General features: G+C 54.0%; 21 protein-coding genes. 12 read left to right on the plus strand and 9 right to left on the minus strand.

Going from position 1 to position 25,118, the window contains the following annotated elements; translation table 11 throughout:
* The first annotated feature begins 232 nt into the window (after positions 1–232).
* The 3 genes from KUE00_RS15175 (at position 233) to vapC (ending at position 2,105) form a co-directional block, all read left to right on the plus strand.
* Positions 233–1,141, plus strand: coding sequence for an Rpn family recombination-promoting nuclease/putative transposase (locus KUE00_RS15175; protein WP_246760728.1), 909 nt, complete (start codon positions 233–235; stop codon positions 1,139–1,141).
* A 329-nt stretch (positions 1,142–1,470) separates the two neighbouring features.
* On the plus strand, positions 1,471–1,701 hold the full coding sequence (vapB, locus tag KUE00_RS15180; protein WP_246760729.1) for a type II toxin-antitoxin system VapB family antitoxin: 231 nt from the start codon (positions 1,471–1,473) through the stop codon (positions 1,699–1,701).
* On the plus strand, positions 1,701–2,105 hold the full coding sequence (gene vapC / locus KUE00_RS15185) for a type II toxin-antitoxin system tRNA(fMet)-specific endonuclease VapC (protein WP_246760730.1): 405 nt from the start codon (positions 1,701–1,703) through the stop codon (positions 2,103–2,105). The genes vapB and vapC overlap by 1 nt, the downstream gene beginning before the upstream one ends.
* Before the next feature lie 112 nt (positions 2,106–2,217).
* Here the strand turns inward: vapC and mgtE are convergent, their stop codons facing one another.
* Both mgtE and KUE00_RS15195 read right to left on the minus strand, forming a co-directional pair.
* Entirely contained in the window at positions 2,218–3,657 is a 1,440-nt protein-coding gene (gene mgtE, locus KUE00_RS15190; protein ID WP_246760731.1) for a magnesium transporter, read from the minus strand.
* Positions 3,658–3,767: 110 nt separating this feature from the next.
* Positions 3,768–3,947, minus strand: a complete 180-nt coding sequence (locus KUE00_RS15195; RefSeq protein ID WP_246760732.1) for a YfgG family protein — start codon at positions 3,945–3,947, stop codon at positions 3,768–3,770.
* A 340-nt stretch (positions 3,948–4,287) separates the two neighbouring features.
* Between KUE00_RS15195 and KUE00_RS15200 the strand changes: the two genes are divergently transcribed.
* Positions 4,288–6,540 carry a sensor domain-containing phosphodiesterase gene (locus KUE00_RS15200; RefSeq protein ID WP_246760733.1) on the plus strand — a complete coding sequence of 751 codons (2,253 nt, stop codon included), beginning with the start codon at positions 4,288–4,290 and terminating at the stop codon, positions 6,538–6,540.
* On the opposite strand, the gene tehB is transcribed toward KUE00_RS15200, so the two are convergent.
* Genes tehB through ppk1 form a run of 3 tightly spaced genes read right to left on the minus strand, consistent with a single transcriptional unit; the run spans position 6,530 to position 10,719 of the window.
* The gene (gene tehB / locus KUE00_RS15205; RefSeq protein WP_246760734.1) at positions 6,530–7,126 is read right to left on the minus strand and encodes a tellurite resistance methyltransferase TehB; all 597 of its coding nucleotides are present in this window, start codon (positions 7,124–7,126) and stop codon (positions 6,530–6,532) included. The genes KUE00_RS15200 and tehB overlap by 11 nt on opposite strands.
* The gene (gene ppx / locus KUE00_RS15210) at positions 7,123–8,652 is read right to left on the minus strand and encodes an exopolyphosphatase (RefSeq protein WP_246760735.1); all 1,530 of its coding nucleotides are present in this window, start codon (positions 8,650–8,652) and stop codon (positions 7,123–7,125) included. The genes tehB and ppx overlap by 4 nt, the downstream gene beginning before the upstream one ends.
* A 6-nt stretch (positions 8,653–8,658) precedes the next feature.
* Complete coding sequence (gene ppk1, locus KUE00_RS15215; protein ID WP_246760736.1) at positions 8,659–10,719, minus strand: polyphosphate kinase 1; 2,061 nt, start codon at positions 10,717–10,719, stop codon at positions 8,659–8,661.
* A gap of 155 nt (positions 10,720–10,874) precedes the next feature.
* On the opposite strand from ppk1, the gene KUE00_RS15220 reads away from it, so the two are divergent.
* Genes KUE00_RS15220 through pstB form a run of 3 tightly spaced genes read left to right on the plus strand, consistent with a single transcriptional unit; the run spans position 10,875 to position 15,420 of the window.
* The gene (locus KUE00_RS15220; RefSeq protein WP_246760737.1) at positions 10,875–13,001 is read left to right on the plus strand and encodes an ABC transporter permease subunit; all 2,127 of its coding nucleotides are present in this window, start codon (positions 10,875–10,877) and stop codon (positions 12,999–13,001) included.
* Positions 13,001–14,638 carry a phosphate ABC transporter permease PstA gene (pstA, locus tag KUE00_RS15225; RefSeq protein ID WP_246760738.1) on the plus strand — a complete coding sequence of 546 codons (1,638 nt, stop codon included), beginning with the start codon at positions 13,001–13,003 and terminating at the stop codon, positions 14,636–14,638. The genes KUE00_RS15220 and pstA overlap by 1 nt, the downstream gene beginning before the upstream one ends.
* 14 nt (positions 14,639–14,652) lie before the next feature.
* Positions 14,653–15,420: a phosphate ABC transporter ATP-binding protein PstB gene (pstB, locus tag KUE00_RS15230; protein WP_246760739.1), complete on the plus strand. Its 768-nt coding sequence runs from the start codon at positions 14,653–14,655 to the stop codon at positions 15,418–15,420.
* 113 nt (positions 15,421–15,533) lie between these two features.
* On the opposite strand, the gene purN is transcribed toward pstB, so the two are convergent.
* Positions 15,534–16,172 carry a phosphoribosylglycinamide formyltransferase gene (gene purN / locus KUE00_RS15235; protein WP_246760740.1) on the minus strand — a complete coding sequence of 213 codons (639 nt, stop codon included), beginning with the start codon at positions 16,170–16,172 and terminating at the stop codon, positions 15,534–15,536.
* A complete protein-coding gene (purM, locus tag KUE00_RS15240) occupies positions 16,169–17,209 on the minus strand; it encodes a phosphoribosylformylglycinamidine cyclo-ligase (RefSeq protein ID WP_246760741.1) in 1,041 nt (346 codons plus the stop codon). Before purM ends, purN begins: the two co-directional genes overlap by 4 nt.
* A gap of 235 nt (positions 17,210–17,444) precedes the next feature.
* Between purM and upp the strand changes: the two genes are divergently transcribed.
* The 3 genes from upp to hda all read left to right on the plus strand — a co-directional run bounded on the left by upp (position 17,445) and on the right by hda (position 20,205).
* Positions 17,445–18,071: a uracil phosphoribosyltransferase gene (gene upp / locus KUE00_RS15245; protein WP_246760742.1), complete on the plus strand. Its 627-nt coding sequence runs from the start codon at positions 17,445–17,447 to the stop codon at positions 18,069–18,071.
* A gap of 61 nt (positions 18,072–18,132) precedes the next feature.
* Positions 18,133–19,416, plus strand: a complete 1,284-nt coding sequence (uraA, locus tag KUE00_RS15250; RefSeq protein WP_246760743.1) for a uracil permease — start codon at positions 18,133–18,135, stop codon at positions 19,414–19,416.
* An 87-nt stretch (positions 19,417–19,503) separates the two neighbouring features.
* Positions 19,504–20,205 (plus strand): DnaA inactivator Hda, encoded by a 702-nt coding sequence (gene hda, locus KUE00_RS15255; RefSeq protein ID WP_246760797.1) that lies wholly within the window; start codon positions 19,504–19,506, stop codon positions 20,203–20,205.
* Here hda and arsC read toward each other — a convergent pair.
* Positions 20,202–20,555: an arsenate reductase (glutaredoxin) gene (arsC, locus tag KUE00_RS15260; RefSeq protein ID WP_246760744.1), complete on the minus strand. Its 354-nt coding sequence runs from the start codon at positions 20,553–20,555 to the stop codon at positions 20,202–20,204. The two genes, hda and arsC, sit on opposite strands and share 4 nt — an antisense overlap.
* 7 nt (positions 20,556–20,562) lie before the next feature.
* Entirely contained in the window at positions 20,563–22,020 is a 1,458-nt protein-coding gene (gene bepA / locus KUE00_RS15265; protein WP_246760745.1) for a beta-barrel assembly-enhancing protease, read from the minus strand.
* 637 nt (positions 22,021–22,657) lie between these two features.
* Between bepA and KUE00_RS15270 the strand changes: the two genes are divergently transcribed.
* Positions 22,658–23,263 carry a DsrE family protein gene (locus KUE00_RS15270; protein WP_246760746.1) on the plus strand — a complete coding sequence of 202 codons (606 nt, stop codon included), beginning with the start codon at positions 22,658–22,660 and terminating at the stop codon, positions 23,261–23,263.
* 212 nt (positions 23,264–23,475) lie between these two features.
* Complete coding sequence (locus KUE00_RS15275) at positions 23,476–25,074, plus strand: sensor domain-containing diguanylate cyclase (RefSeq protein ID WP_246760747.1); 1,599 nt, start codon at positions 23,476–23,478, stop codon at positions 25,072–25,074.
* The last annotated feature ends 44 nt before the right edge of the window (positions 25,075–25,118 follow it).

Here is a 25,118-nt window from a genome sequence, read left to right on the forward strand (position 1 = left end):
GTCTCCTGCTAAATTTACCCACAAGCAGCAAAAAGGATGGCGTCTCAGAATCAGTATTGAACGGCTACCGGAAAGCATGGGTCATCAGAAAAATTTGTGCAAAAAAGGAGCCGGTTTCAGGCAATCTTCGAGCTGTTTCGCAGTCTTAAAACAACGTTAAAAAAACCAGTCCTGAGCAATTTCAACCCGTGCTAAAGTCCGGCCATGTCAAACGGAATGACAGGATGAAAGGATGAAGCTGACTCCAACCCCGCATGATGCTTTCTTTAAGCAGTATCTGAGCCATGTAGAAACGGCCAAAGACTTTTTGCGGATTCATGTACCCGTCGCGCTACTTCGCGATTGCGATCTTAACACCTTGAGGCTGGCATCCGGCAGCTTCATTGAAGATAATTTGCGGTCCTGTCATTCAGATGTGCTTTATGCGCTGAAAACCAAAGACGGCGAGGGATATATCTATTGCCTCATTGAACATCAAAGCTCGCCGGACAGGCAAATGAGTTTTCGTCTGATGCGTTACGCCATAGCAGCCATGCAACAGCATCTGGATGCTGGCCATAAAAAGCTGCCGCTGGTTATCCCGATTCTGTTTTATCACGGAGCTGTCTCGCCTTACCCTTACACCATGGACTGGCTACAGGGATTCAGTAATCCCGATCTTGCCAGGCAGCTATATAGCTGCGAGTTTCCTTTGGTTGACATTACGGCGATTGCTGATGATAAAATCATCACTCACCGTCGTGTCGCTATGCTGGAGCTGCTGCAAAAGCATATTCGCCTGCGGGATTTAGCGACGCTGGAAGAGCAGCTGATCGCGCTGTTAAAAAACGGGGAAATTCATGATGAACAGCTGATATTGCTGGTCAATTACATAGTGCAAGCGGGACAGGCGACCGACGCGGAAGGGCTTTTGCGCCGACTGGCGCAGCGTTCATCAAAGCATAAGGAGATACTGATGACTATAGCAGAGCAGCTGGAACAAATTGGTTTGAAAAAAGGCCTTAAACAAGGCCGTACTGAGGGCGCAAAACAGGCGAAACTGGAAGTCGCCCGCAAAATGCTTGCTGGTGGGCTGGACCTTAATATGGTCAGAAAAATGACGGGGCTGCCGACCAAAGCGTTAAAACAGCTCGCCCATTAATGTGCGCGGCGGGAGCCCATGCTCCGTGGCTGTTACAGTCGCCGGCAAATAATGGCCGCATCATCCGTCTGCGTGCGGCCATCTTCGTTTTATCGACCAGTCATTATTTAATGGTATAGCAAAAAAAGTTGTGTTCAGCCCCGGGGGAGATTAAAAACCCGCCAGTATCGATCAGGTGATGGGGAGGCATGGATGAAGCTTAATTCACTGAATTCTAAGGATATTGGCAGGATTTCTTTATATGGATTGTGTATATCCCATTGACATATCCCGTCATTGTATTAAGCTGATTCCTGTATAAAATTTCAACAGAAAGGGACAGGAAAAAAATGGAAAAAACGACCGTATTTAAAAGTAATCGCAGCCAGGCGGTTCGCCTGCCGAAGGCCGTTGCTTTACCTGAAGACGTAAAACATGTGGATATTATTGCCGTAGGGCGCACACGTATTATTACGCCTGCGGGTGAGGGCTGGGATAGTTGGTTTGAGGGAGAAAACGTCACGTCTGATTTTATGCTTGCGCGCGACCAGCCAGAGCAACAGGACAGAGAAGCATTCTGATGCTCAAATATATGCTGGATACTAATATCTGCATTTATACGATTAAAAATAAGCCTCAGAAAGTACGTGAAGCTTTTAATCAACACCATGGACGGATGTGTATAAGTTCGGTGACACTTATGGAGCTGATTTATGGCGCAGAAAAATCCGCCAGCCCGGAAAAGAATTTAAGAGTCGTCGAGGGATTTGTTGCCAGGCTCGAGGTGTTGAGCTACAGCAATGATGCTGCCATTCATACCGGTCAGGTTCGCGCTGAGCTGGCAAGGTCAGGTAAGCCTGTTGGGCCTTATGATGCAATGATTGCGGCTCACGCCAGATCGCTGGGCTTGATTCTGGTCACTAATAATATGCGAGAATTTATTCGTGTTCAGGGATTACGTCTGGAAGACTGGGGCCAGGATTAATTATTACTAGCCCTGCCGCTTAATGAACATTATCCACTGTTTCAGTGTCGTATACGGCAAGCTAGTCATGTTTAAAGCGGGCAACCGGAAAACGCCCGGTTACCCGTCTTATTTAATGGTGCAGCAAAAAAATCGTCGCCAGACCCAGAAAAATAAAAAATCCGCCGGTATCGGTCAGGGCGGTGATAAGCACGCTGGAACCCACGGCGGGATCGCGCTTCAGTTTGGTCATAATCAGCGGGATCAGCACGCCCATTAGCGCAGCCAGCAGCAGGTTCAGGATCATCGCCAGCATCATAACGCCGCCAAGCTCTGCGTTGCCGTACATTGCCCAGGTGATGCCGCCCATAATGCCTCCCCAGAAGAGGCCGTTTATCAGCGCGACGCCAAGCTCACGCGCAATAAGAAAAGAGAAGTTGCCCGGCTCAACCTGATGCAGCGCCAGCGCGCGCACGATCATCGTAATGGTCTGGTTACCGGTGTTACCTCCTATGCCAGCCACGATGGGCATTAGCGTTGCCAGCGCCACCAGCTGGGAAATGGTATCTTCAAACAGGCCAATCACGCGCGAAGCGATAAACGCGGTGCAAAGATTGATTGCCAGCCATGTCCAGCGCGTACGCACCGCTTTTCTGACTGGTGCAAACACCTCTTCTTCCGGATTAACGCCGCCCATTTTACGAATATTGCTGTCGTTCGCCTGGTTAACTAAATCGATAACGTCTTCAATGGTGACGCGACCCATTAGCTTGCCTTTGGCATCAATAACCGCAGCGGAAATCAGGTCGTAACGCTCAAACGCGCCTGCTGCATCTTCAGCTTTATCATCCAGGCGAAAGGTCACGGGCCGATCGTTCATTACTTCAAAAACGCGCTTTCCCGGCTTGTTCAGCAAAATATCCATCAGCGTTAGCTCGCCCAGCAGCGTGTTGTTTTCGTCGGTAATAAAGAGCTTATCGGTGCCTTCCGGCATGACTTTTTTGCGGCGTAGGTAGCGCTGAACGGTGGCAAGCTTGATATCGGCAGGGACGGTAACCAGCTTGAAATCCATAATGCGGCCAACACGGTCGCGAGCAAAATCCATGACCTCCAGCACGCGCGAGCGCAGTTTTGGCTCCAGCGAAGTCAGAAGGCGGCCGGTAAGATCGCGTGACAGATACTTGGCCAGATAAACCTGTTCATCAATATCCAGAGGTTCAATCGCCTGTAACAAATCGCGATCGCTCATCTCTTCAATCAGGCTTTCCCAGACGTTTTCAGAAGCTTCAACCAACACTTCACCACGGCGGTCGGTATCAACCAGCTGCCAGAGCGCCTGACGTTCGTCTTCCGGCAATGCTTCCAGCAGATCGGCGATATCGGCCGCGTGCAGAACGGGAAGATAGTTTCTTAATTCCTGTACCTGTTCCTGGTGGGCTTTTTTTTCGGCTTCGGTTTGTTTTAACGGCCTCTGGAGTAGGGTATCGACCAGATCGCCATCGTTAAGCAGCAGGTTAAGAATACGATTACGGATTTCAGCGAGTTGCTGAGCATGCGACTGAGCTACAGACATAAAAATTCCCTTGCGTCTGGTAAAAGACTATCAAAGGAGTAAGTATCGCTTAAATTGAGCAAATTAAAGGAATAAGTTGCACTATTTCAGACCAATTTCGCTGTCTGTTATCAATTATTTAACTTGAGAGCAGGAACCGCCGTATCCTGTTTCTTCTGCTTGTGGTGCTCTATGGCGCCAGGCACAACGTAGACCAGTCGGCCTACCAGAATAATAAAGCTGACAAACAGTATGATACGGGTCATACGACCGGTCTTTTGACGTTTTCTGAATGACATAGCGCGGTTCACGCAAAGTTTCCTGAAGTTAGCCCGGAGGCAATAGCTTAATTTAGACACAGCATGCCCTGGAGGTCAATGCCAACGGGCCCGTACGCAAGAAACCATACAGGATTTTTGCGATCTGCTTTCTGTCTGCGAAAGAAAGCACTCTTTACAAATCATAAAAAAGACAGGTAATTGATATATATCAACTTTAATGCCGGGATTACGCATAGTATGGCGGATACTCCCGCACTGGAATTATCACTATCGACAGGAACACCCCTGTTACCGCGGATACGTTCGCATCAACACTCTCTGGTGCATCTTCTGGATTCGGGCAGTAGCGCCCTGTTAATCAGCGAATATCATGAGAATCACGGCACCGCTTAACCGCTTTCGTCATAGCCCCTGGGGACTGGCGCTTATTCTTCCTGCATTGTTAATGCCGCTGGCCGCCCAGCTCTCCGTACGGTTATGGATGCTGGAGGGCTACGTTTACCTGATCTATCTGCCGCTGGCCCTGATGATCGCTTTGCTGCTGGTTTACGACTGGAGTGCCTTTCCGGGCATTGTCGTGGCGCTGATCATCTATTATTTCAACCGTTACTCGCCAACCACGGCAGCCGTTATCAGCTGTACCTGGTGTATAGCGCTGCTAACGGGCTGGGCAGGTTACCGTTTACAGACTAAAAGGCGGTGGGGCGTTGATTACGGCAAGCTACGCCTGATGCCGGTACGCCTGTTCTGGCTGGCGTTTTTTATTCCTGTGCTGCTGGTGCTGCTGATGCAGGCCATTGCTGCGGCAGGCGTGGTGCCGCTAAAAGGGTCGATTTTCTATGCGAATCCGCTATCGCTGCATACGTTACTGAACCTCCAGTCGGTGCTTTTAACCTGCATAGCGATGATGCCGGTCTGCTATCTGCTGATTCGCAGCCTGCGAAGCCAGGGATTTTTACGCCTGATTATTTTGCGTACCCGCCAACAATTTTCACCGGAGGTGGGCAGGGCGGAATATATTATCTGGCTGTGCCTGCTGGTCTTTCTGCTGAGTATGCTGCTGGAGGTTAATATCTCGCAGCGCAATCTGCTGACTACCGACTATGGCCTGCCGCTGATACTGCCGCTGATGCTTTGGGCTGCGATGCGCTTTGGATACCTGTTCACCAGTTTTATCTGGGCGTTACTGCTGATGACGCTCTACCAGCTGCGCGATCGTTTTCTGCATCCTGCCACCGGGCCTTATCAGCTGGCCGTGATTTCCGCCAATCTGCTGGTGTTTAGCCTGTGTCTGCTGCTGATGGCGGCGATCACCACGCGGCAGCGGCGTATCCTGGCCCGCACTAAAGCGGCAGCTTTAAACGATCCCGTGATGAATTTGCCCAACCTGCGCGCCCTGAGCATCGCGCTGGCACAAAGTCCATGCTCCACCCTCTTTTTTCTGACCATTCCCGATCTGGATCGCCTGAGCCGCACTTACGGGCTGCGCCTGCGTATTCAGTACAAACGCAGCCTGGCCGGTTATTTACGGCCTGTCATGCAGCCGGGTGAGGATGTCTATCAGCTGCCCGGTTTTGATCTGGTGATGCGGCTGGAAGGCAACAGCCAGTCTGCACGCGTAGAAACCATCGCGGCCTTGCTGAAAGATTATCACTTACTTTGGGATGGATTACCGGTTCATCCCAACGTGGGTATCAGCTATTGCAGCGTGCGGCCGCCGGTCAGTTATCTGTATGAGCTGTTAGGCGAGTTAAGCGGCATGGCGGAACAATCTCTGACCAGTGGCTTAACTGAAAGCTTACAGCAGAACATGACGCTACCGATGCAATGTCGCATTGACAGAAAAATCGCGTTGCTGAATGAGATCCAGCTGGCGCTGAAATCTGACGGCTTTGCGCTACTGGCGGAGAAGATTTGCGGCGTACGAGGCGATGATTATTACCAGGTGCAGCTTTCGTTGCAGGACGATCGTGGCGAACGCGTCTCTTCCGCGCAGCTTTTTCCCGTCGTTACGGAGTTTGGCCTGACCTGGGAAATGGACTGCTGGCGGCTGCATAAAATTTTAGCTTTTATCAATGACCAGCGGAAAGTGCTGCCGGGTATCAGGATGGCATCTGGACTTTTTACCGCCAGCCTGTGTCGACCAGGCCTTGCGAAAGAGATTGAGGGGCTGCTGCAACATTACGGCGTGGAGCCATGGCAGCTAATTTTTTGCCTGGAAGAGTCGCCGATGCTGATGGAGCAGGGCGGAGGCTATCATGCAATCACCCAGCTACGCGCTCTTGGTTGCCGCATAGCTATTGATGATTTTGGTCGTAGCTACGCCAGCTATGCACTGCTGAAAGAGATTCAGGCAGATATGCTGAAAATTGACGGAAGCTTCGTCAGTAACATGCTCAATAACAGCCTGGATTTTCAAATTATTGAATCGACCTGCATTCTTGCACGGTTGAAAAAAATGCAGATTGTGGCGGCGGATGTGGCAGCGGAAGAGGCGGATAATTTACTGCGCAGGCTTGGCGTGGACTATTTGCAGGGTGAACTTTACGGTAAGCCCTGTCCGCTGCAAAGCCTGGCTGAAGAGAAAACGGCACCGAAAGATGCCGCCCTGATTACTCTTTAACCCGCTCTTTTTGCGCCAGCAGCGTGGCGAAGCGCAATGAAATACGGTTGCCGTGCTCGTCCGTGCGGTGGAGCTGCCCGGGATGTTCGTTATATTTCACGATGCGCCATTTGCGATAATATTCGCTCAGCTCTCCGGATTTGAACGCGAAAGGAAACAGCGTGCAGGGATAGTCTTCGGTATCCATAGCCGAGACGATCAGGTTGTAACCGCCTCTTACCGTGCTTGCCTGCATATCGGCAATCAGCCGTGGGATGGCTTCCGGCTGCAAAAACATCATCACCACGGTTGAAAGCACCAGATCGAAAGCGCCGTTAAAACGCAGATCGTTAAAATCTTTCTGTTCGGTACGAATGCCGGTCAGGCCTTCTTCTGCAATGATTTGGGCAAGGCGTGCCGGATTGCGATCCCACGCCGTGACGTCAAAGCCTTTCAGATGCAGATAAAGCGAATTGCGCCCGCTGCCACAGCCGAGGTCGAGCGCCCGTCCTTTGAGCGCCAGCTGGCTTACCGCTTCTGCCACCTCGGAGTGCGTGGCGGTCAGCTGATACTTTTCGGTGTAGTAGCTGTCGGGCCTGACGTTCATTCAGCCAGCTCTTCAATAACCAGCTGCCAGCCGGTGACCTCTTTCCAGTAGCTCTGCTCGCGTTCCAGATCGAGCTGAACCAGGTTGTTCTGGCTGAAGTAATCCTTAGGGAAGGTCAGCGTCCAGTGGCCATCGTCGGTCGCCAGCAGCAGCGACTCCGGTCTGGAGGTGGCCTGGCGCTGATTATTTAACAGCGTACCCAGACGCAGCAGAAACACCAGCGGCAGAAACTGCTTCTTCTTGTACAGCGTCAGGCGCGGCAGCTCGTCCACTTTTACCGCTTTGCGATGGAAGCGAACCAGCGTGGCCAGCAGCGTTTGCTGATCCTGGTTAAATCCCGGCATATTGGTGTTTTGCAGGATATAGGAAGAGTGACGATGCATCCCACTGTGGTTAATCGTCAGGCCCACCTCGTGCAGCATGGCCGCCCACTTTAACAGCGCGGAAAGCTGTGGATTGGCCTGCTTAACGTTCTGCTCGCGCCACTGCTCATAGAGCTGCTCCGTGGTGTCCAGCACGCGCTTAGCCTGATCGCTGTCGATAGCATAGTGGTTGGCCAGGCTTTGGGCGGTACGGCTACGAATATCCTGATGGCGGAAGCGGCCTTCCATTTCATACAGCACGCCTTCGCGCAGTGCACCGTCAGACAGCCGCAGTTCGCGGATCGCCAGCGCGTCAAACACGCCACAGAGGATCGCCAGGCCGGGTACAAAAACAACTTTGCGCTCGTCCGAAAGCCCCGGCAGGCTCAGGCTGTCGAAGGATTTATGCTTCATCACCTCGTCATAAAGCTTCTCCAGCCTCTCCGGCGTCACCAGCTTGTCTTTTTCGCCCATCGCCTGCAGCACTTCTACCGTAGCCTTAATAGTGCCGGATGCGCCAAGCGCATACTGCCAGCCAAGCAACCGATACTGCCAGGCCAGCGTTTCCAGCTTCTGCGTGGCGGCCAGGCGCGCGCGGCGGAAGTTTTCTTTACTGATGGCGCCGCCGGGAAAATAAAGGTTAGCGAAGCTGACGCAGCCCATGCGGCGGCTTTCCACCAGCTTGGGCTCAAAGTCTTCACCAATCACCAGCTCGGTAGAGCCGCCGCCGATATCAATGACCAGCTTGCGGCCTTTTTCCGGCTGCGTGTGCTCCACGCCCATAAAAATCAGCCGGGCCTCTTCATGGCCGGAAATGACTTCAATAGGGTAGGGAATGACATCGGCCGCGCGCTGTAAAAAGTCTTCCGCATTGACTGCCTGGCGCAGCGTATGCGTACCGACAATCGTCACGTTGGCCGGGCTGAATCCCTGTAAGCGTTCGGCAAACAGCGCCAGGCAGCTCAGGCCACGCTGGATAGCTTCTTCTGCCAGCACGTTATTGTTGTCCAGCCCGTCGGCCAGATGCACGCGCTGCTTCAACCTGCCGAGCACCTGCATGGCACCGTCTACCACGCGGGCAATCACCATGTGAAAACTGTTCGAACCCAGGTCGATTGCGGCGAATTCCTGAGGTTTAGGCGTATTTTTCTGGGATATTGGCATAGTGAATTAGTCAGGTTGTTCCAGTGATTTAATGTAATCGTAAATAGCCAGCTGCGCGCGGACCTTACGGCGGTTACCGCGCGGCACGTAGCGGTTGCTCAGCTCTTTATCTACGAAGCGCGCCTTAAGCGTATCACTGAAGAGGATGCTGATAATATCCAGCACCCGCTGTTTCAGAATAGGGTCAAGGATGCAGCAGGCGACTTCGATACGGTAATCGATGTTGCGCGTCATCCAGTCCGCGGAGGAGAGAAACACTTTTTTGTCTCCACCGTTATCAAAAATATAGACGCGATCGTGTTCAAGATAACGGTCAACGATGCTGATAACGCGAATATTGTCGCTGATACCGGGCAGATTAGGGATGAGCGAGCACATGCCGCGCACCAGCAGATTGACCTTCACGCCTACGCTGGAGGCGGTATAAAGGCGATCGACCAGGCCCTTATCAACCAGGTTATTAATTTTTAACGTTATGCCGGCCGGAACGCCTTTTTGCGCGTTGGCGATTTCGTTATCAATCAGCTGATAAAGCATCTGCCGCGAGTTCTGCGGCGATACCATCAGATGCTCAAAGGTGACCGGGCGATAAGGATTCTCGATAAAGTTAAAGACGCGCCGGACTTCATTGGTAATGCGGGCATCGGCCGTCAGCAGTGAATAGTCGGTGTAAATACGCGCCGTTTTCTCGTTAAAGTTGCCGGTACCGATATGCGCATAGCGCACGATCTCGCCGTTTTCACGGCGTGAAATCAAAAACAGCTTGGCGTGGATTTTCAGGCCTGGCGCCGAGAAAATAACGTGAACGCCCGCTTCGGTCAGGCGCTTCGCCCAGTGGATATTGGCTTCTTCATCAAAGCGTGCCTGTAGCTCTACGACCACGGTCACTTTTTTGCCGTTATAGGCAGCGTGGATCATCGCATCAATAATGCGCGAGTTTTTTGCCACGCGATAAATGTTGATTTTGATCGCCAGCACGGCCGGGTCAAACGAAGCCTGGCGCAGCAGCTCCAGCACGTGCTCAAAGGTATGGTAAGGATAGTAGAGCAGCACGTCGCGGTTGCGGATAGCGTCAAAGCCGTTGCGGAAGCGGTCAAACCAGATATGGCGCAGCTGCGGCAGCGGCTTGTTGACCAGGTTGGCTTTGCCGACGTTAGGAAAACCAATAAAGTCTTTAAAGTTGTGGTAACGGCCGCCCGGCACGATAGAGTCATAATTGCTGATATTCAGCTTCTCGCTGAACATCTTCACCATCGCATCGGGCATATCACGTTGATAAACAAAGCGGACTGGTTCAGCGGTCAGGCGCTGCTTCAGGCTGGAAGACATCAGCTCCAGCAGGCTGGACTCCATCTCCGTGACCAGATCGTATTCCGCGTCGCGGGTCATTTTCATCGAATAGGCGTTAAGCGCATCATAGTCGAAGAAGCCGCGGAAAATGTCGCCCAGACAATAACGTAAAATGTTATCAAGCAGGATCATTGGCTTGCGGCGGCGCGGCGTTTCCGGCGGCAGGTTAACGAAGCGCGGCACTTTATCCGAGGGGATTTCCAGCAGCGCGTAGTTAATCTCTTCGCCGCGAATAATCTCTACCGCCAGATAGGTGTAGTCGTCCTTCAAAAATTCAATCAGGTCGGTATCGGGGTAAACCAGGATCGGCGTGATGTGCTGCCGCAGGTCGTGTTTAAAGTAGTGACGCAGCCAGCTTTGCTGGTTGGGAGAGAGCTGTCGTTCGTTAATCAGGAAAATTTGGTTGCGTGCCATTTCAAGCAGCAGATCGTTATAAAGCCCGTCAAACTCTTGATCCGCTTTCAGCACGCGTGCCTGGATTTTTTTTAACAGATGGCGTGGCGTATCGGGTGACCCTTGCTCTTCGCCAATCAGGATACGGCGTTTTAAATCAGCAAAGCGAACTTTATAAAACTCTTCCAGGTTGTTGGAGTAGATACCCAAAAAGCGCATCCGCTCAATCAAAGGGTTAGTTTTGTCCGCCGCTTCCTGTAAAACGCGTTCATTAAAAGATAACCAGCTTAGTTCTTTCTCTATATACAGCTTTTCCTGACCCATTTTTACTCCGTTCCACAGATCCTGTAAAAAACCAGGCATTGTCTCCAGGCATTATGACGAGAGTATGACAGCGATGTCTATGGACAATGTTGATTGTCTTATGAATCACATACGGGCAACATAAGGCGCTTGCGTACTCTAAAACGAACCCTGGCATGAATCCAATTCCCATTCCTGCACACTACAACGATCGGCGGCGACAGTTTATTGACCGGCTGACACGACGCGTCGTTATGGCGTGCGGCCTGGCTATTTTGTTAGTGATGCTGCTGCTGTTTATCTGGCTGATCTGGGTCGTTGTCCCGCTCTTTTCTTCGCCATCCATCGGCAGCGGCACCCGCATCGTTTTAAATCAGAACCAGCCGGCCGTCGTGATGGGCATGGATGCAAAACAGCAATGGGGCTGGCGAATTGATAACCAGGGGCTGGCTGCCTTTATACCGCTGAACGGCAAGGCGTCAACGGAAGGATTACAGGTGGCGCAGGGGACGTTCAGCGTCGCTACCTCACCGGATAATAACAGCGTGCTGCTGAAAAGCGCGGCGGGCCTGACGCTGGTGCAGCCGGACTTTAGCCGAACCTTGCCACACTGGACATTGCCGCTGGGCGACACGCCGCTGGCTGACGATCCTGACGCCAGAGTAATCAGTCTGGCACAGCCGACGGAAAGCCGCTGGCTGGCAGCCGAAGCCAGCCCGACACGCGTCACGCTATTTCGTCTGCAACCCTCCCGGGCACCGGTCAGCTTTAGTCTGGAGGTGGCGAACGTTAATCAGCTGCTGATTTCGCCCGATGGCAAGCTGCTGTACGGCCTTGCAAAGAATATTCTTCGCGTCTGGCGTATCACCGACAGCGGGTTGACGCTGCGTGAATCCCATACTTTCTTACAGCAGCCGGAGCGCATCGCGCAGCTTAATGGCGGTAGTACGCTACTGGTGGCCAGCCACGACGGCATCGCGCAGTGGTTCGATATTGCCAGCTCGACCGGTCCGCATCTGAATTTTATTCGCCATTTCGATCGTGCCCGCAACGAGCTTCTGCTGCTAAGCGAAGCGCACCGTCGCGTGTTTGCCACGTTAAGCGCCAACGGCGATTTGCAGCTGTTCGCCAGCAAGCAGAAAGGCGTGGTGCTGCACCGCCAGCTTGAGCCTGGCGTGCTGAATGCGGCTTTTGCACCGGGCGGCGATGGCTTGCTGGTGGAGCGGCAGGGCGGCTGGCAACACTACCGGCTCACCAATCCATGGCCTGACATCAGCTGGCAAAGCCTCTGGCAGAAAGTCTGGTATGAACACTACCCGAAAGCGGATTACGTCTGGCAGTCCACCTCGGCCAACGACGACTACCAGGGGAAATTTAGCCTGGTGCCGATGGTGGTCGGTACGCTGAAGGCGGCCGGGCTGGCAATGCTGTTTGCTACGCCGCTGGCGCTGGCTGCCGCGATGTATACGGCGTGGTTTATGGCACCGGGGCTGCGGCGCTGGGTCAAACCGGCTATAGAGATGATGGGCGCGCTGCCCAGCGTGGTGATTGGGCTGATTGCCGGACTATGGCTGGCACCACAGCTGGCAGAGAGGCTGGTTGGGGTTGTGCTCTGGCCGCTGGCGCTGGCGGCCACGCTGCTGCTGTGCAGCTGGAGTTCGCAAAGGCTACCGGAAAAATGGCGCAAACGGCTGTGCGATGAAGGCCGCGAAATCTGGATATTGTTACCGGTACTGCTGCTGGTTACGCTGTGCTGTGTCTGGCTATTGCCCATGCTGGAAAACCGCGTTTTCGGCGTTAGCCTGCTGGAAAACCTGTGCGGTGGCTACCAGCAGCGTAACCTGCTGATAGCAAGCGTAGCGATGGGCTTTGCGCTGGTGCCGCTGATTTTTACCCTTGCGGAAGATGCCATTTTCAGCGTTCCGCCTTCGCTGGGGCAAGGATCGCTGGCCCTGGGCGCCACGCAGTGGCAGACCTTAATTCGCGTGGTGTTGCCGGGAGCCTCCGCCGGGATCTTTGCCGCGCTGATGATCGGATTTGGCCGGGCGATAGGAGAAACCATGATAGTGCTGATGGCCACAAGCAATACGCCGGTTACGGAAGGCGGCCTGCTACAGGGGATCCGTACGCTCTCCGCCAACGTGGCGATTGAAATGCCGGAAGCCGCAGCAGGCAGCGGGCACTATCGCGTGCTGTTCCTTAGCGCGCTGGTGCTGCTGGTGTTTACGCTGGTGGTCAACACGCTGGCCGAGCTGGTACGTCAACGGCTGCGTCAACGCTTTAGCCAACAGGAAATGCAGTAATGAACGCAGCCCGTAACCATCGCTGGCGATGGCTAACCGCAGGGGCCGTGGCGCTGAGCCTGCTGGCCTTTTTACTGTTAATTACGCTGCTCGCCTGGCAGGGGATGCGCTATTTCTGGCCGCAGCCGGTAACGCTGTTTAAGGTAAGCGGGGCGCAGCAGCTGGTGCTGGGCGAGGTCACCAGTTCGCAGCTCCTTTCCCGCCAGCGTTTGCAGGCCAGCGGTGCGGCACTGCCCGACAACCTACCGGCACAGGTAACGCGCTACCTGGTCAAAACCGGCAACCGGGATTTTAGCGACGCCGATTTTCACTATCTGTTGAGCAGCGAAATTGTTTCCTCAACGCGGCCAACCGGCATTATTGCGCTACAGCGCCGCGTGGGCGGTATCGCTTACGGTTGGTTCGATGGCCTGCGCGAAAACGGTCAGCCGCTGATAGCGACTAATATGATGCGGGAACTCCAGCAACGCATCAAAGCCACGCGCGAACGCCAGCGGCAGGCCGAGAAGATCCGGCGCGTGGCGATGGCGCAGCTCAATGACGAGATGGAACAGCTGGATCGCAGGCGACAGCGTTTACAACACGAGCAGCAGTACGCGGCTCAGGCGCAAAGCATCTATCAGGCAGACCGTGCGGAACTGCAGCGACAGTTTCGCCAGCAGGCGCAGGCGCTTGGCGAGCTAACGCGCGAAAATGAGAATACCTCGCTGGTTTTACGCGACGTGACCGGCCAGCAGCATCTGATTCCGCTTAGCCGCATTGTGGCGGCCTGGTATCCTAACGCCATGAGCTATGGTGAAAAATGGCGTCATTTCGGTCATCAGCTGTGGCATTTTGTCAGCGGCTTTTCCGGCGGTAGCCTGGGCGAAGACGGCGTATTTCCCGCCATTTTCGGCACGGTGCTAATGGTTCTGTTAATGTCTGTGGTGGTTATGCCGCTTGGCGTGGTGGCGGCTATCTGGCTGCATGAGTATGCGGGAAACAGCCTGCTGACGCGCCTGGTGCGCATCGCGGTCGTTAACCTTGCCGGCGTCCCCTCCATCGTTTATGGGGTCTTTGGCCTGGGGTTCTTTGTCTGGCTGGTGGGCGGTAGCCTGGATAAGATCTTCTTTGCGCAATCGCTGCCCGATCCCACTTTCGGCACGCCAGGCCTGCTTTGGGCCTCTTTGACGCTGGCATTGCTCACGCTGCCGGTGGTGATTGTCGCTACGGAAGAGGGCCTGTCCCGCATTCCACAATCGTTGCGTCAGGGCAGCATGGCGCTGGGCGCGACCCAGGCGGAAACGCTGTGGCACGTGGTGTTACCGCTTTCGATTCCGGCTATGCTGACCGGCCTGATCCTTGCCGTTGCCCGTGCGGCGGGCGAAACCGCGCCGCTGATGCTGGTTGGCGTAGTAAAAATGGTGCCGGAACTGCCTGTCGATACGATATTCCCTTATCTGCATCTCGATCGTAAATTTATGCATCTTGGCTTCCAGATTTACGATTTGGCCTTTCAGAACCCCAACTCCCAGGCAGACCGACCGTTGGTTTTTGCCACGGCGCTGCTGCTGGTGCTGATTATTCTGGCGTTAAACCTGCTGGCGATGGTGCTACGCCATCGGCTGCGGGAACGTTATCGCGCGCTGATAAATTAATGGAGAAAAGCGTAATGCCGAACAAGCTGGAAACCGCGCTTGAGGTAGATGACCTGTCATTATGGTATGGCGAAAAGCAGGCGCTGAATGCTATCCAGCTGCGCGTGCCGAAAAACCGTATTACCGCGCTGATTGGGCCATCCGGCTGTGGAAAATCGACGCTGCTGCGCTGTTTTAACCGGATGAACGATCCTATTGCAGGCTGCCGCATCGCGGGCGATATTCGCCTGCATCAGCAGTCAATCCTGAGCGGTAAGGAAGATCTGGCGGCGCTGCGCAGGCGCATCGGCATGGTGTTTCAGCGTCCTAACCCTTTTCCCAAGACTATCTATGAGAACGTAGTGTACGGCCTGCGTTTACAGGGCGTTCGCGACAGGCGAGTGCTGGATGAGGCGGTAGAAAGCGCACTGCGGGCGGCGGCGCTCTGGCCGGAGGTAAAAAACAATCTCTGGCAGAACGCCTTAACGCTCTCCAGCGGCCAGCAGCAGCGGCTGGTGATTGCCAGAGCGATAGCCATCGAACCGGAGATCTTACTGTTGGACGAGCCTACTTCGGCGCTCGACCCCATCGGTACGCTGGTGATTGAAGAGCTGATGAGCACCCTTAAGCAACACTTCACGCTGGTGCTGGTCACGCACAATATGCAGCAGGCCGCGCGCGTCTCAGATTTTACCGCGTTTATGCATCAGGGCAGCGTGGTGGAATTTGATGAAACAGACAGGATTTTTACCGCGCCGCGCCAGCGCCGTACCGAAGATTATATTACCGGGCGCTATGGTTAATGCTTTTGCATGCCTCAACACGACGGGAAAAATTTGCAGGCGAGAGAAGAAAGCAGGGCGCTTATAAAAAATAAAACCGCTAATCAAAGCGGTTTTATTATGAGAATCCGGGTTCAGTTCCCGGCGTAGCCTTCCGGCGGTAGCGGCTGATTATCCAGCCAGGCCGCGCCATCCTGCATTTTCACTCGGCCATCCACAAACCAGCTGACGACCAGCGGATAGATAGCGTGCTCCTGATGCTGCACGCGCGCCGTTACGTCCTCTTCCGTATCACCCGCAAAAACCGGAACTTTGGCCTGCAAAATCACCGGGCCGCCGTCCAGCTCTTCGGTAACGAAATGCACCGACGTACCGTGTTCTTCGTCGCCGTTTTCAATCGCCTGGCGATGCGTATGCAGCCCTGGATATTTGGGCAACAGGGAAGGGTGAATATTCAGCATGCGGCCCGCATAGCGGGCCACAAAAGCGGCGCTGAGAATGCGCATATAGCCAGCCAGAATCACCAGGTCAGGCGCATAGGCGTCAATTTCCAGCATCAGCTGGCGATCGAAAGATTCCCTGTCGGCAAACTGGTCGGCGGTCAGCACATGGGCAGGCACGCCTGCATCACGCGCGCGCGTCAGTCCATAAGCTTCGGCTTTATTGCTGAATACGGCAGCGACGCTGCCGTGGATTCGTCCTTGCTGGCAGGCGTCCAGAATAGCCTGGAGGTTGCTTCCCTGTCCGGATACCAGCACGACGAGCCGCTTCATGCGTTAATCACCACGCGCTCGTCGGAATCGGAAGCCTTGATTACGCCAATTTTCCAGGCTTTTTCGCCCGCGGCGGTCATCAGCTCTACGGCTTTATCCGCTTCGCTGGCGTCCAGCGCAATCACCATACCGACGCCGCAGTTAAAGGTACGGTACATTTCAAAGCGGCTGACGTTGCCCGCTTCCTGCATCCAGCCAAATACTTCCGGCCACTGCCAGCTTGATTCGGACAGAACGGCCTGGGTATTGTCCGGCAGCACGCGCGGAATGTTTTCCCAGAAGCCACCGCCGGTCAGGTGAGCGATAGCGTGTACGTCAACCTGCTCAATCAGGCTCAGGATATTTTTCACGTAGATGCGGGTTGGCGCCAGCAGATGATCGGCCAGAGATTTGCCCGCAAGCATAGTGGTTTCAGGATTCGTGTTGCTGAATTCCAGAATCTTACGCACCAGCGAGTAGCCGTTAGAGTGCGGGCCGCTTGAACCCAGCGCAATCAGCACGTCGCCATCTTTGACTTTGCTGCCGTCAATGATTTCTGATTTTTCCACCACGCCGACGCAGAAACCCGCCACGTCGTAATCTTCGCCGTGATACATGCCCGGCATTTCGGCGGTTTCACCGCCAACCAGCGCACAGCCAGACTGTGAACAGCCTTCTGCGATACCGGTAATTACGCTGGCGGCCGTATCCACGTCCAGCTTGCCGGTCGCATAGTAGTCCAGGAAGAACAGCGGCTCGGCGCCCTGTACCACCAGATCGTTCACACACATGGCAACCAGATCGATGCCGATGGCATCATGGCGCTTCAGATCCATCGCCAGACGCAGCTTGGTGCCGACGCCGTCAGTGCCGGAAACCAGAATCGGTTCGCGGTATTTTTGCGGCAGTGCACAAAGGGCACCGAAACCGCCCAGTCCACCCATAACTTCCGGGCGGCGGGTCTTTTTCACTACGCCTTTAATGCGGTCGACTAAAGCATTGCCAGCATCGATATCTACGCCGGCGTCTTTATAGCTGAGAGAGGTTTTGTCGGTCACTGCGAATCCCCACGCGGTTTGCGGTTGGTGGTTGGTATAAAGCGCGGCAATTCTACCAGCGCAGGCAAACGTTTGCGAGCACCATCTTAGCGGTGCATTGCGGATAGATGAATTTTAGCCAATTCTTATCATTGCGTAATATCTTCCAGAAGTGGGATTAAGTGATAGGTACTGGCTGCCAAATGGCGCTATAATCCCGCGATTTTTTTTTGCTACAGATTCCGGGAGAACAACAATGAAGATCGTGGAAGTCAAACACCCGCTGGTCAAACACAAACTGGGCCTGATGCGTGAGCAGGACGTGAGCACCAAACGTTTTCGCGAGCTCGCTTCAGAAGTGGGAAGTCTGCTGACTTATGAAGCCACATCGGATTTAGAAACGGAAAAAGTCACCATCGAAGGCTGGAATGGCCCGGTGGAAATCGATCAGATCAAAGGCAAAAAAATTACCGTGGTACCTATCCTGCGCGCCGGTCTTGGCATGATGGAAGGCGTGCTGGAACACGTCCCCAGCGCGCGCATCAGCGTGGTTGGCGTATACCGCGACGAAGAAACGCTGGAGCCGGTGCCTTATTTCCAGAAGCTGGTTTCCAATATTGAAGAGCGCATGGCGCTGGTCGTTGACCCGATGCTGGCTACCGGCGGCTCCATGATCGCCACTATCGACCTGCTGAAAAAAGCGGGCTGTACCAGCATTAAAGTGCTGGTGCTGGTGGCCGCGCCGGAAGGCATTGCCGCGCTGGAAAAAGCGCATCCGGACGTGGAGCTGTACACCGCATCTGTCGATCAGGGACTGAATGATAAAGGCTATATCATTCCTGGCCTCGGCGACGCGGGCGACAAGATTTTCGGAACCAAATAGAGAGCAAATAAGCCGACCAGAGAGTCGGTTTTTTATTGTGTAAACCAGAGGGCAATTCACCATGACGCGTCGCGCTATTGGCGTAAGCGAGCGGCCACCGCTGCTGCAAACCATTCCACTCAGCTTCCAGCATCTGTTCGCCATGTTTGGCGCGACGGTGCTGGTGCCCATTTTGTTTCATATAAATCCGGCGACCGTGCTGCTGTTTAACGGCATCGGCACGCTGCTGTACCTTTTTATCTGCAAAGGAAAAATACCGGCCTATCTGGGTTCAAGCTTCGCTTTTATTTCGCCGGTCCTGCTGCTGCTGCCGCTGGGTTATGAAGTGGCGCTGGGCGGTTTTATCCTGTGTGGCGTGCTGTTTTGCGTGGTGGCGCTGATCGTTAAGAAAGCCGGAACGGGCTGGCTCGACGTAATGTTTCCACCAGCGGCGATGGGCGCGATCGTGGCGGTCATCGGGCTGGAACTGGCTGGGGTGGCGGCAAACATGGCTGGACTTCTGCCCGCCAACGGCGCGGCGGCCGATAGCAAAACCATCCTGATTTCGATGGTGACGCTGGCGGTAACGGTATTTGGCTCCGTGCTGTTTCGCGGCTTTCTGGCGATTATCCCCATTCTGGTCGGCGTGCTGGTCGGCTACGCGCTCTCTTATTTTATGGGCATCGTTAACTGGTCGACGGTGGAAGCCGCGCCGTGGTTTGCCCTGCCAACTTTTTATACGCCGCGCTTTGAATGGGCAGCCATGCTGACCATTCTACCCGCCGCGCTGGTGGTGATTGCCGAACACGTTGGTCATCTGGTGGTGACGGCGAATATCGTTAAAAAAGATCTGCTGAAAGATCCGGGCCTGCATCGTTCTATGTTTGCCAACGGTATCTCCACCGTCTTCTCGGGGCTGTTTGGCTCAACGCCAAATACTACCTATGGTGAAAATATCGGCGTAATGGCGATTACCCGTGTTTACAGCACGTGGGTAATTGGCGGCGCGGCGATTCTGGCGATTTTACTCTCCTGCGTTGGCAAGCTGGCTGCCGCTATCCAGGCCGTTCCCGTGCCGGTGATGGGCGGCGTTTCGCTGCTGCTGTATGGCGTGATTGGCGCATCGGGGATACGCGTGCTGATTGAATCCAAAGTGGATTATAACAAGGCGCAAAACCTGATCCTGACCTCGGTGATCCTGATTATTGGCGTGAGCGGCGCGACGGTGCATATCGGTGCGGCAGAACTCAAAGGCATGGCGCTGGCTACCATCGTCGGCGTTGGCCTCAGCCTGATCTTTAAGCTGATCTCGGTGATCCGCCCCGAAGAGGTTGTGCTGGATCCGGAAGATCGCGATCCGCAGTGAGTTTCGGGCAGCCTTGCTGCCCGTTTCATAATCCCGTCAGAGTTGTGATAAACTGCCGCCGGATTTCGACCCATTATTGAGGTGCTTCTGAACACTCCGGCACAGCTGTCATTGCCACTCTATTTGCCAGACGATGAAACTTTCGCCAGCTTCTGGTCGGGAGAGAACCCGTCGCTGGTCGCCGCGCTACAGGGCGCGTTACGGCAGGAACACGGCAGCTATCTCTATTTCTGGTCGCGCGAAGGCGGCGGGCGCAGCCATCTGCTGCACGCGGCCTGTGCGGAGCTTTCCGCTCGTGGCGAAGCCGTAGGCTACGTGCCGCTGGACAAGCGGACATGGTTCGTGCCCGAAGTGCTGGACGGCATGGAGCAGCTGGCGCTGATCTGTATTGATAATATTGAGTGCGTTGCCGGAGACGAGCCGTGGGAAATGGCGATCTTCGATCTCTATAACCGCATTCTGGAAACGGGCCGCACCAAGCTGCTGATTACGGGCGATCGTCCACCGCGCCAGCTAAACCTGAAGCTGCCGGATCTGGCTTCTCGCCTTGACTGGGGCCAGATCTACCGTTTGCAGCCGCTGTCGGACGAAGACAAGCTGCAGGCGCTACAGCTGCGTTCGCGCCTGCGGGGCTTTGAGCTGCCGGAAGACGTAGGCCGCTTTCTGCTGAAAAGGCTGGATCGTGAGATGCGCACGCTGTTTATCACGCTGGACAAGCTGGATCGCGCGTCAATCAGCGCCCAGCGCAAGCTGACCATTCCCTTCGTAAAAGAGACGCTGGATCTTTAAAGGATCTCCAGCACCTGCTCCGGTGGTCGGCCCAGGCGTGCCTTACCGTTAGCGACCACAATTGGCCGCTCGATCAGGGCTGGATTGTCCGCCATCGCTGCCAGCAGCTGCTCTTCGCTAAGCGTTTTATCACCAAGATTTTGCGCTTTGTAATGCTCTTCTTTGGTTCGCATCAGCTCACGGGCGGAATGAAATCCTGCCTGCCGCAGCAGGTTTTTCAGCGTGGTGATATCCGGCGGATTTTGCAAATAAAGCACTACTTCCGGTTCGATCCCTTTACTGTGTAATAAGGCCAGCGTCTCGCGGCTCTTTGAGCAGCGTGGGTTGTGATAGATCTGTACGGTTGCCATTCATTCCCTATTTTTTCTGATACTGGCGGAAGCGCTGTTGTAGCGCGCGAAGCTGATCGATACGCGCATCATAGCGAGCCTGCTTCAGGCTGCCCAGCGTGACGGCGGCGCTGGCGTCGCTCAGGCTTCTGATGGCCTGGTCCAGCTGGCCATTCAGCGCCAGGCTTTCTGCCCGTGCGGCTTCTTCTTCATCGGTTAGCCCCTGGTCGGCAGAAGCCTGCGCCAGCAGATCCCAGCCGTTAGGGTCATCTTTATTTGCCCACGTGTAGCGATAAAGAATTTTGCTGGCGTTAGCTGGCTGTTTTGCTTCTACGTAAGCGTTGGCCAGATTAAGCTGGATCACCGGGCTGGCTTTGACTTTACTGTTCGCCAGCAAGGCTACGGCGCGCTGAGGTTGCTTCAGGCCAATATCAATATCGGTCATCAGATCCAGATACCAGACGTTATCGGGATGTGCGGCCAGCAGTGGGGCAATGATTTTGCGGGCGTTGTCATAGCTTTTTGCCTGTAAAAACTGCACGGCTTTACCATACTGCGCTGCCGTCTGCTCGCGAGTGTTGCCTTTACTTAACTTATCCAGCAGATCGTCGTTAAGCTGATTCCTGCCGGTGGCGTACATGCCCAGCACGCGAACCTTTGCCATATAGAAATCCTGCGAAGATTGCACCACAACGGGCTTCATCTGGCTGGCGCGGTTGCGCGCATCCGACAGGCGGCTATCCGGCAGGGGATGCGTCAGTAATATCTCCGGCGGTTTTGACGAAAAGCGCGACTGGTCCGCCAGCTTTTGCAAAAAGTCGGGCATTGCCTGCGGGTCGAAACCGGCGCGCTGCAATACCTGAATCCCAATACGATCGGCTTCCTGTTCGTTCTGCTGGGTAAAGCTGATGATGCCCTGCTGCGCACCGGCCAGCGTGCCGCTTAATGCCGCCATCCCGGCCTGCGGATTAGCCATCGCCAGTAAAATGGAGCCTAAGGCGCCCACCCAGGTCAGCGGCGCGTTACGCTGCTGATCTTCCATGGCGCGGGCCAGATGGCGTTGAGTCACGTGGGAAATTTCGTGCGCCATTACGGATGCCAGCTGGCTTTCGTTATCGGTATAGCGAAACAGAGCCGAATGCAGCACCACGTTGCCGCCAAAAAAGGCGAAGGCGTTCAGCTCATCATTGCTGACCAGAAAAAAGTGGAAAGGTGTTTTAACCGACCAGGCGTGGGCGACCAGCCGCTGTCCCAGCTGATTGATATAGTCATTCAGCAGCGGATCGTTGATCAGCGGCGCGCTTGCCCGCAGCTGGCGGACGTAAAAATCGCCCATCGCCAGCTCCTGATTAACAGAGAGCGTACTGCCTGCCGTCGTGCCGATATCCGGCAGGTTATCGCTCACGTCAGCCTTTGCTGGCGACAGGGCAAGCGCAGGAAGCAGAATAAGCGAAGCCAAAGCACAGTATTTCCATCGGTTAATCATGCAAAATCCCATTTTGATGACGTCCTCGTTTGTCGGGCAAAGCGGTCGGTCTACAGGCTATCTTACCCAGCCGGCATACGGAAGGAAACGCTTTGCAGGATGAATAGTTGCCGCGTAACCTTATCGAAAAAAATGAAGGTAAAGAGGCTACGTTGCCCGGACAAATCGCCGTTGTAGAGTAAAATTGCGTAAATTTATTCAAAAAAACTGAAGGTATCGTAAATTTTGTTTAAGCATACTCCTAAAATCGGCTCTGTGGTGATGGCAATATGCGCAAGCCGCAGGCTGCTTTCTTCTTTATTTATCCAGCATGGCTTAAAAACCTGATGCCATTCTTAACTGAAATTAAATTCAGTGAAAATTAAAGATCCCTGCTATCACTAACGCAAATCAATAAAAAGATGTTTTTTACTTTAATGTAATGGATCTAATTATTTTTTATCTTCAGCTTTTTTATTAAAGTCTGATGTTTATTTTAAAACTTTTGCTGGCGCCGCCGTTTCGAAAACAGATTACAGCTTATTTACAGGGTGTCATATTTTCTACAACCTGTATCACCAATCTCATTGCCGCTTACGGGCAGCGAGCTAGTCCTTTTTAACCTTTTCAATTCTTTGTTTTTCATGGAGAGCATACAATGCGCCCAGTGGTATCCTACGTATTAGTGGCTGTGATTGCCGGTTTTGTCGGAGCGAGCTTTACCGCTGCGCCCGCTATCGCTGATAAAGTTAGCCAGCATTTTGGCAGCGAGCCAACCGATCCGGAAGGATTCTGGAGCACCCCGGCCATCGACGGCTACGGTAAAATTCATTACGAAGCGGACGCGGCCTATAAGCCTGCACAGGGCGACAGCAACAAAATTGTTTTCCAGATTACGAAAGCGGAAAATGGTCCTAACGATCCTAATTTAGGACTGCAGCGAGTAGCGCGCGTGGTGAACTTATATATCGCCTCCGGCGTTCCGCAGGATCAGCTTAAATTTGTCGTTTCGGTAACCGGTGACGGTACGCCAGCAATGCTGAATAACGAGCAGTACAAGAAAATGTTCGGCATTGATAACCCGAACCTGAAACTGATTAGCGAACTGCGCGCTAAGGGCGTTGACGTTTCGGTTTGCGATCAGTCCGTGGCTTTCCACCATTTCCAGCACGACTGGATCGATAGCTCCGTTACCCATGCGCTCTCCAGCCCGACTACCGTTTCTACGCTGGAAAACAAGGGCTACGCTTTTCTCGCCATGTAACTTTTCTTGATTCAGAGCGGGCCGCCGGCCCGCTTCCCGTCAGGCTACACCTCCGACCACAAAAAATTGAGTTAAAACCACTAAGATTATTCTTAATCGTGACGATACTCATACTATTGAATCATGCAACACCAGGGCATGATCGACCAGCAAACTAAACGCGCACCTAAAATAAGAGCGACATCTATGAAATGTTTCCTCGAGGTAAATCCATGAGGCTTCATCGGCCAAAGTTGGATTTGCGTACGCTTATTACGCTATTAGCCATCGCCAGCATTGTGATCACGCTGGCCAGCTCTCTGTACGCCACCTGGCAGGTACAGCGGGAGGTGCTGATAACCAATACGCTGGAATCGAACCGTGTCTATGCCACCAAACTCGCCTCGACCACGGAAATGTTTTTTGAGCTGGCCAGGTCGCAGCTGGCTTACAGCGCCAAAACACTGAGCCAGGATATGCAGAATGATGCATTAATGGAAAGCGAGGTAGCAAGGCTGCGCGAGCAGACCAGCAGCTTTAACTCGACGGTGGTGGTGGATGCCAACGGCTGGGTCAGGGCAATTTCCCCTGATTCTCTGATGCTGAAAGGCATACATCTGACAACTGATGCGACTCGTCAGGCGCTGACAGAGCGTAAGCCGCTTATCAGCCAGCCTTCGATTTCTGTCGCCCACAATCTGATGGTGTTTGTTTCTTATCCCATCCGGGCTGCTGACGGCACCTATCTGGGTTTTGTTGGCGGTACCATTTACCTGAAGAAAAAAAGCATTCTTAATGAACTGCTGGGCGAGCAATTCTATCGCGATGGCTCTTCACTTTACGTGGTCGATAGCGAAAACCGCGTGCTTTACCATGAAAACAACGCGCTGATTGGTCAAAAAATTGCGCTACCGATCGGTAACGGCGTTAAGCAGAAAAGTGGTTATCAGCTGGTCAAGGATAACAACGGCGCGACAATGCTGGCGAGCTACGCCACTGTTGCTACGCCTGGCTGGATGATTGTTGCCATGAAACCGGCAAAAGCTACGCTGACGCCGCTCAGCAGCCTGATGCTGAAGGTTTTGCAGCGCGCCATTCCGTTTGCGCTGTTAACGCTGGTTTTCGCCTGGTGCGTGGCGCGTCTGATTGCCCGCCCGCTGGGGCAGCTGGCACGTAATGCCAGCCAGATGGACGCGCCGGGCGTTTCAACAGAGATCGGCGTCATTCAGTCATGGTATTACGAAGCGGCAGAAATTAAGCGTGCGATGCTGACCGGCATCGGCCTGCTGCAGGATAAAATTGGCCGACTGAAATTTGAAGTACAGACTGATCCTATGACGGCACTGCTTAACCGGCGCGGCCTGAATGCAGTGCTGGAATATTTCCTTGCCACCCGCCAGTCTTTTTCCGTGCTGGCGCTGGATATCGATCACTTCAAGCGCGTAAACGACAGCTGGGGACACGATGTTGGCGACAGCGTTATTAAAAACGTGGCCCAGCAGCTGAGCAAAAGTTCGCGACAAACGGACGTGGTATGCCGCAACGGTGGCGAAGAGTTTCTGATCATTCTGCCCGGTGCCGATCGTGAAATGGCGGCCGTTATTGCGGAACGCGTGCGCAAAAAAATTGAGCAGCTGGAGATTATTCCGGTCGGGCACATCACCCTTTCTATTGGCGTGGCGCTGTGGGAAGCCGATGACACGCCGCTTGAGCGTATTTTCAAGCAGGCGGACGATGCGCTTTACGCCGCTAAACATGCAGGCCGTAACCGGGTAGTGGTAAGCCATCAGCTGGAAGAGAGCGCGCAGGAGATTTACCGCCAGCTTGGTTAAGGCAAAAGAGGGCGGTTACAGGGTGTTTATTCTGACGATTTTTA

Origin of the sequence: Erwinia phyllosphaerae, from assembly GCF_019132875.1 — a bacterium.
GTDB classification, from domain to species: domain Bacteria; phylum Pseudomonadota; class Gammaproteobacteria; order Enterobacterales; family Enterobacteriaceae; genus Erwinia; species Erwinia phyllosphaerae.